The 17540-nt window shown below is 36.1% G+C and carries 19 protein-coding genes, 1 pseudogene and 1 riboswitch; of the genes and pseudogenes, 7 read left to right on the top strand and 13 right to left on the bottom strand.

The annotated features are described in order from the left end of the window. The gene (gerQ, locus tag JFU18_RS16165; RefSeq protein ID WP_002143914.1) at positions 1-438 is read left to right on the top strand and encodes a spore coat protein GerQ; all 438 of its coding nucleotides are present in this window, start codon (positions 1-3) and stop codon (positions 436-438) included. Positions 439-469: 31 nt separating this feature from the next. Here the strand turns inward: gerQ and JFU18_RS16160 are convergent, their stop codons facing one another. The 3 genes and pseudogenes from JFU18_RS16160 to JFU18_RS16150 all read right to left on the bottom strand — a co-directional run. Continuing rightward, complete coding sequence (locus JFU18_RS16160) at positions 470-838, bottom strand: DUF423 domain-containing protein (RefSeq protein ID WP_002016371.1); 369 nt, start codon at positions 836-838, stop codon at positions 470-472. A 63-nt stretch (positions 839-901) separates the two neighbouring features. Continuing rightward, positions 902-1189 (bottom strand): YwdI family protein, encoded by a 288-nt coding sequence (locus JFU18_RS16155; protein WP_001198367.1) that lies wholly within the window; start codon positions 1187-1189, stop codon positions 902-904. 6 nt (positions 1190-1195) lie between these two features. Then, positions 1196-1489: pseudogene (locus tag JFU18_RS16150) on the bottom strand (cation:proton antiporter regulatory subunit); the annotation flags it as partial. Positions 1490-1730: 241 nt separating this feature from the next. Between JFU18_RS16150 and JFU18_RS16145 the strand changes: the two are divergent. The 3 genes from JFU18_RS16145 to JFU18_RS16135 all read left to right on the top strand — a co-directional run bounded on the left by JFU18_RS16145 (position 1731) and on the right by JFU18_RS16135 (position 4541). Further along, complete coding sequence (locus JFU18_RS16145; protein ID WP_201032196.1) at positions 1731-3011, top strand: purine/pyrimidine permease; 1281 nt, start codon at positions 1731-1733, stop codon at positions 3009-3011. A gap of 205 nt (positions 3012-3216) precedes the next feature. Beyond that, a complete protein-coding gene (locus tag JFU18_RS16140) occupies positions 3217-4038 on the top strand; it encodes a Cof-type HAD-IIB family hydrolase (protein WP_002130116.1) in 822 nt (273 codons plus the stop codon). 209 nt (positions 4039-4247) lie between these two features. Then, a complete protein-coding gene (locus JFU18_RS16135) occupies positions 4248-4541 on the top strand; it encodes a DUF3817 domain-containing protein (RefSeq protein ID WP_000953390.1) in 294 nt (97 codons plus the stop codon). A gap of 38 nt (positions 4542-4579) precedes the next feature. Here JFU18_RS16135 and JFU18_RS16130 read toward each other — a convergent pair whose 3' ends face one another. From JFU18_RS16130 to JFU18_RS16110, 5 genes are read right to left on the bottom strand one after another with little or no spacing between them, the layout of a single operon-like run. Beyond that, positions 4580-5257, bottom strand: coding sequence for a uracil-DNA glycosylase (locus JFU18_RS16130; protein WP_002192234.1), 678 nt, complete (start codon positions 5255-5257; stop codon positions 4580-4582). 19 nt (positions 5258-5276) lie between these two features. Then, positions 5277-6269, bottom strand: coding sequence for an ABC transporter permease (locus tag JFU18_RS16125; RefSeq protein WP_002089839.1), 993 nt, complete (start codon positions 6267-6269; stop codon positions 5277-5279). Beyond that, a complete protein-coding gene (locus tag JFU18_RS16120; protein WP_201032198.1) occupies positions 6262-7179 on the bottom strand; it encodes an ABC transporter ATP-binding protein in 918 nt (305 codons plus the stop codon). The genes JFU18_RS16125 and JFU18_RS16120 overlap by 8 nt, the downstream gene beginning before the upstream one ends. Next, entirely contained in the window at positions 7176-8057 is an 882-nt protein-coding gene (locus JFU18_RS16115) for an SGNH/GDSL hydrolase family protein (RefSeq protein WP_002034946.1), read from the bottom strand. The genes JFU18_RS16120 and JFU18_RS16115 overlap by 4 nt, the downstream gene beginning before the upstream one ends. A gap of 10 nt (positions 8058-8067) precedes the next feature. Continuing rightward, complete coding sequence (locus JFU18_RS16110) at positions 8068-9045, bottom strand: LacI family DNA-binding transcriptional regulator (RefSeq protein ID WP_201034563.1); 978 nt, start codon at positions 9043-9045, stop codon at positions 8068-8070. 98 nt (positions 9046-9143) lie between these two features. On the opposite strand from JFU18_RS16110, the gene JFU18_RS16105 reads away from it, so the two are divergent. Continuing rightward, complete coding sequence (locus JFU18_RS16105; RefSeq protein ID WP_201032199.1) at positions 9144-9770, top strand: YczE/YyaS/YitT family protein; 627 nt, start codon at positions 9144-9146, stop codon at positions 9768-9770. Positions 9771-9799: 29 nt separating this feature from the next. Here JFU18_RS16105 and JFU18_RS16100 read toward each other — a convergent pair whose 3' ends face one another. From JFU18_RS16100 to JFU18_RS16090, 3 genes are all read right to left on the bottom strand, one after another. Further along, the gene (locus tag JFU18_RS16100) at positions 9800-11095 is read right to left on the bottom strand and encodes a homoserine dehydrogenase (protein WP_085312885.1); all 1296 of its coding nucleotides are present in this window, start codon (positions 11093-11095) and stop codon (positions 9800-9802) included. Positions 11096-11233: 138 nt separating this feature from the next. Next, a complete protein-coding gene (metA, locus tag JFU18_RS16095; protein ID WP_085312886.1) occupies positions 11234-12139 on the bottom strand; it encodes a homoserine O-acetyltransferase MetA in 906 nt (301 codons plus the stop codon). Beyond that, complete coding sequence (locus JFU18_RS16090) at positions 12123-13421, bottom strand: bifunctional O-acetylhomoserine aminocarboxypropyltransferase/cysteine synthase (protein WP_137058429.1); 1299 nt, start codon at positions 13419-13421, stop codon at positions 12123-12125. Before JFU18_RS16090 ends, metA begins: the two co-directional genes overlap by 17 nt. Positions 13422-13512: 91 nt before the next feature. Beyond that, positions 13513-13617, bottom strand: a riboswitch (SAM riboswitch). Between the two features lie 319 nt (positions 13618-13936). Between JFU18_RS16090 and JFU18_RS16085 the strand changes: the two genes are divergently transcribed. After that, on the top strand, positions 13937-15166 hold the full coding sequence (locus JFU18_RS16085) for a chloride channel protein (RefSeq protein ID WP_201032200.1): 1230 nt from the start codon (positions 13937-13939) through the stop codon (positions 15164-15166). A gap of 188 nt (positions 15167-15354) precedes the next feature. On the opposite strand, the gene JFU18_RS16080 is transcribed toward JFU18_RS16085, so the two are convergent. After that, positions 15355-16050: a YjjG family noncanonical pyrimidine nucleotidase gene (locus tag JFU18_RS16080; RefSeq protein ID WP_201032201.1), complete on the bottom strand. Its 696-nt coding sequence runs from the start codon at positions 16048-16050 to the stop codon at positions 15355-15357. 107 nt (positions 16051-16157) lie between these two features. Between JFU18_RS16080 and JFU18_RS16075 the strand changes: the two genes are divergently transcribed. Further along, a complete protein-coding gene (locus tag JFU18_RS16075) occupies positions 16158-16829 on the top strand; it encodes a transcriptional regulator YeiL (protein WP_201034564.1) in 672 nt (223 codons plus the stop codon). A 61-nt stretch (positions 16830-16890) separates the two neighbouring features. On the opposite strand, the gene JFU18_RS16070 is transcribed toward JFU18_RS16075, so the two are convergent. Beyond that, positions 16891-17517 (bottom strand): FMN-dependent NADH-azoreductase, encoded by a 627-nt coding sequence (locus JFU18_RS16070; protein ID WP_201032203.1) that lies wholly within the window; start codon positions 17515-17517, stop codon positions 16891-16893. Positions 17518-17540 lie beyond the last annotated feature (23 nt).

Raw genomic sequence — 17540 nt, 5'->3', positions numbered from 1 at the left:
ATGACACAGCAACAAAACCCGTACTACGGAACAGGTTTTTATCAACCATCTGGAACTTATGTGCAACCGCAACAAATGACCCCACAGCAGCAGCAACAGCAACAACAACAGCAAGCGATGCAACAACAAGCTGCTCAAGCTCAACTTGCAGTTTCTCAAGGTATGTTACCACTAGAGCAATCGTATATTGAAAACATCCTTCGTTTAAATAAGGGTAAGCCAGCTACAGTTGTAATGACTTATGAACGCGGTAGTTCGCTTGGTACACAATCTTATACAGGGATCATCGAGGCAGCTGGCCGTGATCATATCGTAATTAGTGAGCCGAAATCTGGAAAACGCTTTTTACTACTAATGATTTATTTAGATTATGTAGAATTCCCAGGAGAAATTACGTATTTACCTGGTCAACAAGCAACTTATGCTCCAAGACCATAAAAAAAAGCTGGCGAATGCCAGCTTTTGTTTTTTATAACCCTTTTACAACTGCAGTTCCGACTAAAATCCACGCCACAATAAACGCTACACCACCAAGGGGTGTAATTGGGCCAAAGAATTTAATACCTGTTGTACTTAATGCATAAAGACTGCCTGAGAACATAATAATCCCAGCTACCATAAGCCAACCCGCAGTGCTTAAAAGTGATGATTGCATTTTGTCCATTAATAGAGCAACTACGAATAAGCCACCTGCATGAAACATTTGATATGTAACGCCCGTCTTCCACACTTCTAACATTTTTGCAGAAATTTTATTTTCTAAACCATGTGCTCCAAAAGCCCCTAATGCAACAGATAGCCCCGCTGCAATACAACCTAGTAAAAAGAAAATTTTCATCTTAATTCCCCTTTTTATTTTTATCATAAGCAATTTTCACATATAATCCAAACGATTTAATCCCTAAAAATCAAATAAAGAATTACCATTTGCACCTTCTTCTTTTATATACACAGGTTCTCCAGAAACTGGCATAACCGGTTGAACTGTTGTTATAGGCTGAGATCCGATTATTTGTGATTGAACTTGTGGTTCTCTATACGTAGAAGGCTCAACTTGTTCATCTAATAATAAATCACATAATGCACGCACAACTAATAAATGCTCTTTTGATTTTTGTCCTTCACTACTTTTTGCCTTTGCAATTTCACTCGCCATTTTATTTAAAACCTTATCGCTAGATACTTGCATTCCTTGTCACCTCTTACTTTGTAGTTCTTTCTCAAATTGCCTCAGTTTCTCCACTGAACCAAATACTATTATCATATCATGTTCTTGCAGTTTTTCCTGCCCCGTTGGATTATGGATAATATCCCCATCTCTTAAAATCGCTAAAATTGTTACACCAAATTGATTTCTCACATTACTCTCTAATAACGATTTACTAGCTAAGTTAGAATCTTTACCAACTTGAATTTCTTCAATTACAAATGATTGCTCTATTCCATACAATACTGTATCAATATAATGCACTGTTAACGGATTCGCAATATCCAACCGTTAATACAGTAATCATCGTCATCCAAAATGCTTAAAACAAGCTAATCTCTTCAATTGTCATAAATTATAGCATTCCTAGAATTACAACAAAAGTCATACATATAACCGCTATCCATAATTGCTTCCGTACATTCATATTATGTTTCAACTCTTTTCTCTATCTACAATCTTTGCCAGAGGAAATGAAATACGTATATACTAGAAAACGGAATCTATGAAAGAGGTTGATATAATGAAGCTATTTCTTTCTGCCTTACAATGGGCACTATTTATTTTAGCTGGAAGTCTTATTGTACCAATTAGTGTCGCAACTAGTTACGGCCTTGATGGCACTGAAGCTATCGCGTTTGTACAAAGAACATTATTTGTTCTCGGTTTTGCCGGTCTCTTGCAAGCCATATTTGGTCATAAACTTCCTATCCAAGAAGGTCCTGCAGGCCTTTGGTGGGGAATTTTCTCCTTGTATGCAAGTTTAGGCGTCGTACTATTTGGATCAAGCAATGAAACACTTAAGGTCCTTCAGTACGCTTTCCTATTAAGTGGCATCATTTGTATTATTCTTAGTGTTTTTGGACTTATTGATAAACTAGTTCGTTACTTTACACCGACAGTAATTGGAACGTATTTATTCCTTTTGGTCGCACAACTTAGTGGCTCCTTCTTAAAAGGCATGTTTGGCCTTGATGGACAACATACAGAAGTACAGCCAAAGGTATTTATTCTTTCACTCATTGTTATTTTACTATCTTTTTTCATTATGAAGCTACCTATTATTGGACAATATTCCGTTCTTTTCAGTATCGTCTGCGGCTGGATATTATTTGCGTGCTTCGGATTATCTAATCCAGTAACACCTGTGACAGATATAATTCGTCTTCCATCTCTGTTCGTTTTCGGAATGCCTCGCATTGAATGGAACATGGCAATTACGGTAGTTTTCGTCACACTACTACTTCTAACAAATATGTTAGCAAGTATTCGCGTTGTACAAAAGGTTGTTTCTAAGTATGAAGAAGATGCTCCAGATCGCTTCAAACAAGCTGGCATTATAACAGGAATAAATCAATTGCTAGGCGGTCTATTTTCAGCCATTGGTCCTGTTGCCATTTCTGGATCCGCAGGATTTATTGCAACGACAAATATTTATAAGCGCCTTCCATTTATGTTAGGGTCAAGCTTTATCATTCTTGTTAGTATATTCCCAAAGATTACTTCATTCTTTGCAGCCATCCCCGTTGCAGTTGGGTATGCTGCAATTTATCCTGTATTTGCAAGCATGATTGGTCTCGCTTTCCGCGAATATGACACTGTACAAAATAAAGAACAATTATTTAAAGTAGCAGGCCTTTCAATCTTTACAGGAGTCGGCGTTATGTTCGTTCCAGCAGGAGCGTTTTCTACGCTACCACCATCTTTAGCTTCATTTTTAAGTAACGGTCTTGTTCTTGGATCTGTAATGGCTATCTTGCTGGAAATATTATTTTCTCGTTCGCACGAAAAACAACCATCGTAAATTGGAAAACTTCCATTATTGCACTCTATCTTTAGAGTTGTTACGATAATGATAAATTATCATGGGCAACACGCTCATGATAATTTATACTAACAATGCAGAACTTCTCCTAGTTTCATGCAAAGAAGTTCGATGTCTTACTATATATTCCCCACTATCTTCATAAAAATTTATTTCTATTTCAACAAAGAAAGGAATTTTCTATATGACTTATAAAATGATTGTTTTAGATTTAGATGATACTTTATTACGCGACGACCATACAATTTCACCTCGTACGAAAGAGGCTTTAATGACAGCACAAGAGCAAGGAGTTAAAGTTGTACTTGCTTCTGGGCGCCCAACGTTTGGTATGCGCAATGTTGCAAAAGAACTTCGTTTAGAGGAATACGGTAGCTTCATTCTATCTTTTAACGGCGCAAAAATTATTAATTGTAAAACAAATGAAGAAATCTTCAGTAGTACGCTATCTCCTGAAATCGTTCACAACCTATTTGAAATTAGTAAAACTGAAGACGTATGGATTCATACTTATATTGGCGATGATATCGTAACGGAAGAAAATAATCCGTATACTGAAATTGAGGGCGACATTACTGGTATGCCAATCGTTGTAGTAGATGATTTTAAAGCCGCTGTAACAGAGCCTGTAGTAAAAGTATTAATGAACAAAGAAGCTGAACGTCTTGTTGAAGTAGAAAAGAAACTACAAAAACAACTAGAAGGCCAATTAAGCGTTATGCGTTCTAAACCATTCTTCTTAGAATTTACTGAACATGGTGTTACAAAAGGAACGAGCTTAAACCAATTAATCCAAAAACTTGGTATTAAACGCGAAGAAGTTATTGCAATGGGCGATAGCTATAACGATCAAGCGATGATTGAATTTGCTGGTCTTGGCGTTGCGATGGGCAATGCACCCGATGATATTAAAGAAATCGCAAACTATGTGACAGATACAAATATGAACGATGGTGTTGCTAAAGTTGTAGAGAAATTTGTACTAAAAAGCGAAGCGCTTGTTTAATATTTTCATTCATAAAACCTATTTGAAGTCAAATACTTCAAATAGGTTTTTATTTAAATTGCAATGCTTTTGTGACTATATTTTGAACTTTGCACTATTCTCGTAGTGTAAACTTTCTTTTTGTATATAATTAAACAAAATAGACTATTTTATTTTGAAAAAGAATACAAATTTACTATATACAAGCATACATTAAAGGAGGCTACTTCATGTTATCTACACCAATCGGAAGATTAAGAGCAATCGGCTTAATTGAGGGGATTTCTTTTCTATTACTATTATTTGTAGCAATGCCATTAAAATATTTTGCAGGGTTTGCAACAGCTGTTAAAATTACAGGCATGGCTCATGGCGTTTTATTTATTCTATTCATCTTTGCAGTAATTCAAGTAACAATCGTACACCGTAAATCAATTTTATGGGCACTTGGGGCATTCGTTTCATCAGTTATCCCATTCGGTACTTTTGTACTAGATGCAAAACTAAAGAACGAACAACAATAATAAAAAGGTAGTTAACAACTGTTAACTACCTTTTCTATTTATAAATTTGGAATTTCCCAATCAATTTCTCTTTCGCCCATATTAGCTAAAATCGTATTTACTTTAGAGTACGGCTTACTTCCAAAGAAACCTCGTCTTGCTGATAATGGACTTGGATGTACAGACTCGATAATACGATGACTCGTATTCGTAATTAACTTTTTCTTCGCCTGAGCATGGCGTCCCCATAATATGAAAATAACTGGCTTTTCACGTTCATTTAATAGCTCAATTACGCGATCTGTGAAATGCTCCCATCCTTTTCCTTTATGAGAATTCGCCTCACCTTGACGAACCGTTAACACAGTATTTAATAGTAAAACCCCTTGCTCCGCCCATTTTACTAAATAACCATTATTCGGAATTTCATAATCGTATTCATCTCGAAGTTCTTTGTACATATTTAGCAATGATGGCGGCGTTTTAATACCAGGTTGTACCGAAAAGCTTAAACCATGCGCTTGATTCGGTCCATGATATGGGTCTTGTCCTAAAATAACGACCTTTGTATTTTCATAACTTGTATACTGAAGAGCGTTAAAAATATCTTCTACCTTTGGATAAATCACATGCTCCTCATACTCTTCTTTTAAAAAGTTAGCTAAATTTTGATAGTATTCTTTCTCAAATTCTGGCCCCAGTAATGGTCCCCAATCATTCTGCAAAATGTTTTCCATGCCTTCACTTCCTATCCAATTAATTCACCATATCCTGCCTTGTAAATACTACAAACGAAATGATAAGAGATACTACTGCCCAAACCGTTAAATTTATTAAAGAAAATCCCATTGATAACCCTTGTAATGCAGGAAGTTTTCCTGATAAATAATCCGTTAGCGATAAGTTGACACTAAAAATGTATTTCGCACCTTCCCAAGACGTTGCGAATGAACTTAAAATGCCGCCTGCAATTAACGCAGCTAACATAACGCCCATACCAGCTGGTGTATTACGAATTAAAACAGAGACCATAAATGATATAGTTCCAACAACGATAGCAACAAACCAAGCTAGTCCGTACGCCATTAAAATGTATTGCCACTGCGGAATAAGGTGTACAAAGTTTGTATTTAACGTTTCCTTATCAATGACGAATCCTGTTAACACAGGTAAATTCCATCCAGAGTATCCAAATACAAGCCCTGATAATGCGTAAGCAAACAAACCGACAAGAAGCAATATGAGCGAAATGAAAAATAACATCGTCACATATTTACTAAGGAGTATTTTCCAGCGCCGAATTGGCCTCGTCAGAAGCATTTTCATCGTACCATCACTTCGTTCTCCTGAAACAATATCAATGGCGACAATCATAACGAGCAATGGAATAAATAACGTTATTCCTTGTTCAATAAACGCCCTCACAAATGTCGGTGCTCCTGGCGCAGTCGGATTAATATTATGATCTAAATAATATTGTTGTTGTTCCACCCTTACTTTTAACCAATCCCGCCATTCTTCTGGCAATCTAGAATTGTTCAAGCGGTTTTGTGAATCAACAATTTGTTGCTGTAATGATACTTTCCAATCGGTCGTACCAAGCCTTTTTTGCGTCGTTTCTATTTCACGATACTGAGCATACACAAAAAGTGGAATCAAGATTGCTAAAATAAGCATGACAACAACAATTCGTTTCTTACGATAAATCTTTTCTGATTCATTTAAAACTAGATTCGCAAATTCACGCATGTTGCTCACCCCTTGTGAGTTCAATAAATAAATCTTCTAGCGTAAATACAAGCTCTTTGACGCTATGTACATCTATCCCGTTTTCTACAAAATGCTTATTCCAAACATTAATAGATGCAACATCCATACGACATAATAAACGCTCATCTTCTACACTAACTTCCTCTATCTCTTCAGCAGCTTCTAACATGTCTTTCGCTTTGGAAATCGGTGTAACGACCCATTCCACACGATCACTCGCTGTTTTGATCAACTCCTCAATAGGTGCAACTGTTATCATTTTTCCTTTATGAATAATAGCAACACGGTCGCATATCAGTTGCACTTCACTTAGCAAGTGACTCGAAATAAATACACTCATATTTTCTTCTTTTACAAGCTTATGTATAAATTCCCTAAGTTCTCTAATCCCAGCTGGATCTAAACCATTCGTCGGTTCATCTAATATGAGCAATTTCGGATTTCCAAGTAGCGCCTGTGCAATTCCAAGACGCTGCTTCATACCAAGGGAATATGTTTTTACCTTATCGTGAATACGCTCATCTAAATGAACCATTTTTGCAATTTCAATAATACGTTCATCTGATATATCACCAAGCATGCGCGCAAATTGCTTTAAGTTTTCCCATCCCGTTAAATATGTATAAAGCTCTGGGTTTTCAACTATACTTCCAATTTGACGCATCGCTTCTCTGAAATTTTCCTTAATAGAATAACCACCGATAGAAATAGTACCTTCTGTCGCTTTAATCAGTCCAACTAACATTCGAATTGTTGTCGTTTTCCCGGCTCCGTTCGGTCCTAAAAAGCCAAACACTTCTCCTTGTTTTACATCAAATGAAATGTCCTCTACAAGCGTCTTCTTTCCAATTACCTTCTTCAAGTCTCGTACAGAAAGTATCGTCGTCATTTTATCCCTCCTTGCTCTAGTTTTAATTTACTTACGACGTTTTGGACTAATCGCTCTGCCATATATGTGTAGCCTACTTCATTCGGATGAAAATGATCGGAGTATAATAAATCTTTTCCACGATTTTGGAATAAATCAAATGTCGGTGTAATATATACATTTTTATCATTTAATGCTAACTTCTCTAAAGAAGCATTCCAATCAACAACAATATTTGATGAACCTCTTAAATCTTCTACATCCTCAAAAGGATTGTATAAACCTAGCCAAAAAATAGGACTATCTGTGTTTAATTTACGAATTTCTTCTATAATTTTCTTCGCTTCATTTTGAAACGTTTCCGTATCAGGACGATACGTCTCTAAATCTATCTTTCCGAGCGATTCCCATCCTGGGAATAAATCATTTCCTCCAATTGTTAAAACAATTACATCTGCTTGCTTAATTGAATATTGAGCTCCGCTGCTTTCGATTTGTTTTAATAAATCAGGCATTTTCGCACCACTAACTGCCAAATTGCTTAGTGCAACTTTTTGTTTATAATCTTTTTGTAAATTCTCTTTCATTCGTCCAATATAGCCAATTCCTTCTTTATCACCAACGCCGCGCGTTAACGAATCACCTAAACTAACTACTTGTAACGTTCCCGTTTTCTTTTTCTCTTTTGCCACTACGTCAGTCTTCGTAATTAATTTTGAAGCTTTCGGATTTAATACATCATTTACACCCGAAACAAAACCGTATGCAAATAAACAGAAAGACGCAATTGTAATGAGTAGAATTACTTTTACTAATTTTGATCTCATATCAAAACCCCTTTTAGCCCCTATAGATTGTCCATAATTATACCAAACGAATTTTCGAAAAGCGATTTTCACACCTTCTCTATTATGTCGTTTCCCTATCTACCAAATCTGGTAATAACTCTACATGTTTCACATCTATTTCCTCATCATTAATCTTTTCATATAATAATTCAAATGCCTTTACACCAACATTTTTACTAGAATGCGAAATCGTCGTAATACCTAATATATTTGCCACCTCTTGATCATCACATCCGATAATCGTAATATCCTCTGGGATACGAATTCCTTGTTTTTTCGCCTCCGTTACCATTCCTGCAGCAATATGATTGCAAGATACAAGAAAAGCCGTCGGTTTTACAGACATACGAGCCCATTCTCTGACTACATTGCGCCCATCTTCCACCGTAAAACAGCCCTTAAACTTCCAGGCATCTAACGGTGTTACAACAATCTGTTGAAGTGAATCCTCATACGCCTTTTTTCGCCTCTGGCTATTAATACTATTACTTCTTCCAATGCAATATCCGATACGTGTATGACCAGCATCTATTAAGCTTTTCATCCCGCGCAAAAATACTTTGTAGTAATCAATATGTACACTCGAAATGAAATTCGAATCTATTTCTTCACACATCACAATTGGACCAAACTTCGTATACTCTTCAAGTTTTTCCTTACTATTTGTCCGTGAACATATAATTACTCCATCAAGCTTTTTCATTTTTAACATATGTAAAATTTCAAGCTCTTTTTCTCCGCTATAATTTGTCTGGCAAAGCATCATATTATAATTGTTCTTTGCGGTTTCCTTTGATATCCCCCCAATAATGGCACTGTAATATTGATCATTTACGTGCGGCAATAAAACGCCAATTACATTCGTTTTTCCTTTCACTAAATGAATCGCATTCACATTTTGCGTATAATTTAATTCTTCAATAATCGCTAAAATCTCTTTTCGTTTCTGTTCATTCACATACGGATGATTATTGAGTACACGTGAAACAGTTGAAACAGATACCCCAGCAAGTTCAGCAATCTTTCTTATATTAGTCATCTCATTCTCCCCTTCCCTTCAAAAATTCTCGCTTGACCTGGTAAGCTTTCCACAGTATATCCTTTCTTAGCAAATACATTTTGAAAGGATATACAACTATGCTTCGATTCAAACTAGAATATATATTTTTCATTGGCGGTTTACTCATTCTCGCCATCGGTATTAATATGATGACGACAATTACTTCCTTTGGACTTAGCCCTTATGATTCCTTCTTTATTGCACTATATCAAAATTTTGGGATAAGTATTGGTTTTTGGATTTTCATGATTAACTTTGTTTTTACCCTGATCGTACTCTTTTGGGACAAAAAACAAATTACAATCGGCACAATTGTAACGATGATTCTTATTTCTCTTTTTGTTGATTGGGTTGGTTCTATTACGACCATTATGGAAATTATCCGCTCTCTTCCAAAATATATAACACTTATTTGCGGAAACCTATTCGTCGGAGCCGGAATTGGTCTTTACGTCTCTACTAACCTTTGTGCAGCACCTCAAGAGGCTTTCGTTTTAACTGTTGCTGAGAAAAAGAAATGGACATTTAGAAGAACAGAAATTTCATTAGCTTTTTTATTTTTAACATTAAGCTTCTTATTAGATGGGCCAATCTATTTTGGAACAATTATCTTATCCTTTACAACAGGTTGGATTATTCAAGCATTTATTCAAGTTGGTACGCAGATTTTAAATAGAAAAAACCCTATTAAGCAAGCCGCTTAATAGGGTTTTTCGTTTTATTAGAAGAGATACTACTTAGCATCTCCTTCAATTCGATAGTTTGCTTTCACACAATCTATTTCTTCATACGATTGCAATGTATGTAGAATGTACTCATAATCCGCAAGAGAAGCACGATGCGTTACAATTACGATTTCTGCTTTCCCTTTCTCTTCAAGTGGCATTTGAATAATCTTTTCAAAACTAACACCGCGCTCAGAGAACAATGATGTAATTTTTGCAAACACACCAATTTCGTCTTTCACATGAAGTCTTAAAAACTTTTTCACAACAATTTCATCTGGCTCTTTTAGTACCTTTTGATATTGCGGGACTACAGCACTATTTCCGTTTACACCTAGCCTAATATTTTGCATTACAGCAACTAGGTCAGAAACAACAGCTGTCGCTGTCGGTAAACTTCCTGCTCCCGGACCATAAAACATCGTTTCTCCTACCGCTTCACCATACACATAGACAGCATTATATTCATTTTGCACTGCCGCAAGAGGGTGTGCATTTGGAAGTAAAGTTGGCTCAACTGTAACCTCTAATTTCTCGCCATCTCGCTTTGCAAGACCAATTAATTTAATTGTATAGCCTAAGCTCTTACTATATTCAATATCTTCTGCTGTAATAGAAGTAATTCCTTTTACCTTCACATCTCCAAGCTCTACATTTGTAGAGAAACCAAGGGTAGCCAAAATCGTCATTTTTCTTGCTGCATCTAAACCTTCTACGTCTGATGTTGGATCTGCTTCTGCAAATCCAAGCTGCTGAGCTTCTTTTAACACGTCGTTATATGCTCTCCCTTCGTCTGACATTTTCGTCAAAATAAAATTTGTCGTTCCATTTACAATTCCCATTACTTTCGTAATAAGATCTGAGGAAAGTCCTTCTACGATGCTTCGTAAAATTGGAATCCCTCCAGCTACACTTGCTTCGTAAAATAAATCAGCCTTATTATCTTTTGCTACCGCTAAGAGTTCCGCTCCGTGTAACGCCATTAAATCTTTATTTGCAGTCACAACGTGCTTCCCGCTTTTTAAAGCTTGTAAAATATATGCTTTTGCATCATCAATGCCGCCCATTACTTCAATGACAACATCAATATTAGGATTATCTAAAATTTCATTCACATCTTGTGTTAATAGAGTAGAAGGCACGTCTACTTCTCTCTCTTTCTCAATGTTTTGCACCAATACTTTCGTTACTTTCACTGGACAACCTACTTGGTGTATAAGTCGTTCTTGATGATCTGTAATAATACGAACTACACCACTACCAACTGTCCCAAGACCTAATAACCCCACTTGAATTTCTTTCATAATACTGTCCACCCCTCAAAAATTGTGTTTAGATGCCATTATATAGACAAAAAATCTGAAAAACAATTTATTTTGAATATTAGGAAAAATAAAGGTTAATCTTTACAAATAAAACGCTACCACATGTTATACAATCATTTACAATATATAAGGGGTTTCTTGATACACGTAATAATTCAGCCAATTAGAGAATAATAAATTCCCATGACTCCTCCACCTAACAATCGGCTTCTCATTTGGATTATTATGTTTAAAATAATTTTTTGGCACATCAATATTTAACCCTTTTTGGCAGTCCCGTTCGTATTCTTTCTTTAACGTATCACAACTGTATTCACTATGTCCGAGTGCGAAAACTTGCCTTCCCTCTTGCCCAATAGCAAGATGAACGCCTGCTTCTTCAGAATTGGCTAGTAACGTTAATTCTTTCACCTTTTCAATATCGCTCTCTCGTACTTCTGTATGACGAGAATGCGGGGCAAAAAACACTTCATCAAACCCTTGTAACAATTTCACATGTTGCTCGCGAACCTCATGTTCAAATACACCAAACATTTTTTCTGCAAGAGGATACTTCGGCACACCATAGTGGTAATACAAACCAGCTTGTGCCCCCCAGCAAATATGAAGCGTAGATGTTACATTCGTTTTTGAATACTCCATAATACGTCCAAGCTCTTCCCAATAATCTACTTCTTCAAAAGAAAGAGTTTCAACTGGTGCTCCTGTAATAATGAGTCCATCAAATTTTTCATTCTCAATATCACGGAATGTTTTATAGAAGCTCGTTAAATGGTCCTGCGCTACATTGCGAGACAGATGCGATTCCATATGAAGTAAATGAACATCTAATTGCAACGGTGTATTTCCAATTAAACGAAGTAATTGCGCCTCTGTTTCTTGTTTTGTAGGCATTAAATTTAATATAGCAATTTTCAAAGCACGTATATCTTGTGTTACTGCTCGCTCCTTCGTCATTACAAAAATATTTTCCTTCTGCAATACTTTGCGAGCTGGTAAATCTTTATCAATTATGATCGGCATGTTGTTTGCCTCCGACTAGCGCCGCTTCTAAATCTGCAATAATATCAGAAACATCTTCTATACCGACCGATAAACGGATTAAATCAGATGTAACGCCAGCTAAACGCTGATTTTCTGCGCTTAATTGTCTGTGCGTTGTACTAGCAGGGTGTATTACACAAGTTCTTGCATCAGCTACATGCGTTACAAGAGTTGCAAGCTTTACATTTGCGATAAATTCTTTTGCTGCTTCTAATCCGCCCTTAATACCAAATGTTAAAACTCCACTAGCACCTTTTTTCAAATACGTTTGTGCTAACGAGTAATTTTCATTGCTATCTAGTCCCGGATAATTCACCCATTCAATACGTTCATGGTTAGCAAGCCACTTAGCAACTTCGAGAGCATTTTCACTATGACGCTCCATTCGTAAATGCAATGTTTCCAGGCCAATGTTGCTAATATATGCATTGAATGGGCTCATACAGTTTCCGTAGTCTCTTAATAACTGAACGCGTGCTTTCACAATATACGCTGCTGCTCCAAAATTTTGAACATAGCTTACGCCGTGATAACTCGGGTCAGGTTCGACAAGCTCAGGATATTTTCCATTTGTCCAATCAAAGTTCCCTCCATCTATTACAATCCCGCCTAGAGAACTTGCATGGCCATCAATATATTTCGTTGTAGAATGGACAATGATATTTGCCCCATGTTCAAACGCCTGGCATAAATAAGGCGTCGCCAATGTATTATCAACGATAAAAGGTACTTCTAATTCTTTTGCTGCCGCTGAAAGTTCTTTGAAATTCAAAACGTTCATTGCTGGATTTCCTAACGACTCTGCATAAACGAGTTTTGTCTTATCATTAGCAAGTGCCGCAATTTCATCTGCCGTTAAATTAGGATTAAAGAACGTAACATCGATGCCAAGCTTACGCAAACTCACTCCAAATAAATTAAACGTTCCTCCGTAAACAGTTGAAGAACAAAGTAAATGGTCTCCACTACCGCAAATATTTAAAACCGCAAGCATAATGGCTGCCTGCCCAGAAGCTGTTGCAACAGCCCCTACACCGCCTTCTAAATCTGATAACTTCTGCTCAAATGCAGCTAAAGTAGGATTTCCAATACGCGTATATATATATCCTTCTGCCTCTAAATTAAATAGTGCTGCTAAATCATCTGACGTATCGTATTTATACGTTGTACTTTGATAAAGTGGCAAAACACGCGGCTCACCATTTTTTGGCGTATAGCCACCTTGCACACAAATCGTTCCTTTCCCCCATGATTCTCCCATCTCTCATTCTCCTTTCTTTTATGCAAAATAAAAAACTGCCCCTTCCCTGAAAACAAGAAAGGAGCAGTTTGAAAACACGCTCTAAGGTTCTTTCTTATCTCTCAGGATTATTACCTGCAGGATTTGGCACAATTCCGTTATACGGCTGTTGCCAAGGTTTCATCGGGCCTGTCCCTCCACCTTTTCTTGATAAGACTATGCAATTACCGTTGATTTTATAGCAATAATTTCCTGATGTCAAATGGTTTTTCTGAATGTTCTAAATTAAATGAGAGGAATTTAATTTAAACAATAAAAGAAATATATTCCATATTCATTTGAAAAAGACCTTTTAAAAACTCCGATCAATATATAGAATTAAATAAGTGATTTAACCGCGTTAGTTTCAAATTTTCATGAGATTTCAATATATTGAATAAGCCAAACCCTCAAAAAGATACTATATATATTCCATTCATTTCACACTAGCATTTTTAATCCTTTCTACATGAAAACTTACATAACGGAGGTACAACATGACAAATAAAAAGGACATGCACTATATACTCGTCCTATATGGCATTCTTTTAGGCTCTATAGTAGGAGCTATAGTCTGGTTATTTTTAGTTTCAATAAATATCGGAATTCACTTTATTTGGGGATACTTACCTACTCTTTTCTCTTCTCCCCCTTATTACACCATTTGTGTAACAATCATCGGTGGTATTCTCGTTGGTTTAACACAAAAATACTTCGGTACATATCCACGTCTTATGCCCGAAGTGATGGTTGAATATAAAAAAACAGGTAGAATTGAATACAGTTTTGTACATAAAGCTACTTTAACTGCGATTATCGTTTTAATATTTGGAGCTAGTTTAGGACCAGAAGCTGCACTTGTTGGAATTATCGGTGGACTTTGTACATGGGTAGGGGATCGCTTTAAGTTTGCTTTAAAGGGAATGAATGAACTAACAGAGGTTGGAATTGGTGCTACTTTAAGTGTAATTTTTAATGCACCATTATTCGGTTTCTTAGCTCCGAATGAAAATGAGGGTGAGCAAATTAATGAATTTTCGAAAGGAAAAAAAGCAATTGTATATTTAGCTACCACTTTTGCCGGTTTTTCCGTTTACTTATTGCTTAGTAAACTCGATAATCGTGGATCCTTTATTGTTGATTTTGGGGAAGGGTCTCTTTCTATTAATGAATGGATCGCCTTCCTACCACTTGCTAGCATTGGTGCTATAGTTGGTTTCTTTTATTTCAAATTAGAATTCACATTAGAGAAATTAATCCACCCCTTCATTAAATACAAGGTATCACTTGGAATTATAGGCGGTATTTTATTAGGGGTTACAGGAACTTTTCTCCCGTACACTTTATTTTCAGGGGAACATCAATTAAAAGATTTAGTCGTTGAATGGAGCCATTTGTCCTTCTGGGTACTACTTCTTTCAGGGGTTTTAAAATTATGTATTACTGCCGTTTGTTTAAATACGGGTTGGCGCGGCGGACATATTTTCCCAATTATATTTGCTGGATCAAGTATCGGATATGCTATAGCTTCTATTATCCCTATAGATCCAATAGCTTCTGTAGCCATCGTCACGACAGCTATTTCAAGCTATGCATTAAGAAAACCAATAGCTATAACATTACTATTGCTCATGTTTTTCCCGCTCAATTTATTATTACCGATGCTCGGGGCAGCAGCGATTGGGAATGCATTTCCGCTTCCTAAACATAACGAAACTACAAATTAATAAAAATAGGCAGTGGGGACAAAAGTTCCACTGCCTATTTTTATCCCGCTATTTGTGGGCAGTAAGGCTCCCACCTCAAAATCCGGCGAGGGCGTTAGTGGGAGATAACTGCCCGTAAAAGCCCGATTGGTGAAGGCTAATAATCAGTGGGGATGGACAAAACCCCCACTGATTAAAGTTTCACTTTATTATACATGCTGCTTTAATAGTGCGTATAACTCTTCAAAATTATGCACTTCATATGTTGGCATAATCTCGCTATCATTTGATTTCTTTTCTGGATTAAACCAACAAGTATCAATTCCTGCTACATATCCACCTTTAATATCGGCACTTAACGAATCCCCAATAATAAGCCCTTCTTCAGGAGAAAAATTAGGAATCCGTTCAAAAACATAATCAAAATACTCTTTCATCGGCTTTTGGAATCCCGTATCTTCAGAAACAAAAATATCCTTAAACAATGAATGTAATCCTGCATTACGTAAACGTTTATCCTGCGTCTTAGAAATACCGTTTGTCACTACATATAAATCATACTCACTTTGAATTTGATTTATAAATTCAAACGCACCTTGCATTAGTTGGTTTCCTTCTTCTAAGTAGCTGCGATAATTATTTTCGAATAATATCCCATTTACTTCTTCCCCGTACTCTTTAAACAAAATAGAAAATCGTGTATTTACAATTTCATTTCGCGTTATTTCACCTTTTTCAAAAGAACCCCAAAGGCCTTTATTTATTTTTTTATAACGCTCCTCTATTTCATCGGTTAAAAGAAGCCCCTTCTCTTCAAAAAGCATCCGTAAAGCGATTTTCTCAGCCATTTGAAAATCTAACAATGTATCATCTACATCAAATAGCAATGTTTTATATTTTTTCATAAACCCCTCACACTCGCTTTTCTACAAAAATAACTTTACATAAATCGTATCATTCTTCCTTGTAAAAATAATAGGAGATATCTCATACTACAAACAGGGGTGAAAATATGAAAATCAGCAAAAATGAGAAAGAAATTTATCAACACATGCAAATTCACCAATTCCATACTCTTTTTTCCTTTCAGGTCTTGCCATATATAGAAATACATTCTTTTCAAAAAAAAGAGATGATATGTAATGAAGGAGTCGACCTTCCTTACCTCTATTACTTAATTTCCGGGAAAGCAAAAATATATATGAGCCATAAAAATGGGAAAATCTCCTTAATTAATTTTATTCAAGCACCTTCGTTCATTGGGGAATTAGGATTAATTGGCGTAGAATCCATTACGAAAGCGGTTGAGGTGATTGAAGATTGTATTTGCTTAGCTCTTCCTCTTAAAGATTGTCAGCATCTTTTATTGCAAGATACTACTTTTCTACAGAAACTATGCAAATTTATTGGAGAAAAAACAATTACCCGAACGGAAAATTACGCCAAAAACTATAGTTATCCGTTCGAAAATCGATTAGCTGCGTTTATTCTATTAACCGAACAAAATAATTGCTATACAGAAAAACATACTGAGGTCTCAGAATACTTAAACGTCAGTTACCGCCATCTTTTATATGTATTAAACCAGTTTTGCCAGCAAAATTATTTAAAAAAAGAAGGCCGAACATATTATATACAAGATCGAAATCAATTAGAAAAACTTGCTGATGAGCTAAAAATATAAAGAAACAGCATTAACATGTAAATGTTAATGCTGTTTTTTCGAGTGACGATTATATTTTTAATTAAAATTTACTTGCTACTTTAGCCGCTTCTTCAAGACCTGCAGTAATGATTTCTTCTGCTTTATCTGGGAATTGGTTATGTCCTTCAATAACTACCGTTTCCATATTTGTTGCGCCGAAGAAGCCCATCATGCTCGCTACATATTTAACAGCCATTTCCATTTCAGCTGCTGGTCCTTCAGAATATACGCCGCCGCGTGCATTTAATAACGCAATCTTCTTATCTCCAATAAGCCCAACTGGACCTTCTGGTGTATATTTAAACGTTTTACCAGCACGGTTTAAATAATCAATATACGTGTGTAATACGGCTGGAATCGTTAAGTTCCATAATGGGAAACCGAAAACTACTTTATCAGCTTCTAGAAATTGATTTAAATACTTATCAGCAACTGCTACCACTTTTGCTTCTTCTTCTGTTAAATCAAATCCTCTACCTGCTTTGAATGTACCATTAATCATATCTACGCCTACATATGGTAATTCTTCTTTATATAAATCAAGTTCTACCACTGTATCATTTGGATGCGCTTCTTTATAGTTTGCTAAAAATGCCTCGTATAATTTCACACTAACTGCTTGTTCCGCTGGGCGGTTGTTTGCTTTTACAAATAAAACTGTTGCCATGATTCTTTTCCTCCTACTACTCA

Source organism: Bacillus sp. TH22, from assembly GCF_016651015.1.
Taxonomy (GTDB): domain Bacteria; phylum Bacillota; class Bacilli; order Bacillales; family Bacillaceae_G; genus Bacillus_A; species Bacillus_A mycoides.
Note: the sequence above shows the minus strand (reverse complement) of the source record. Positions and strands in the feature narration are given on the sequence as shown.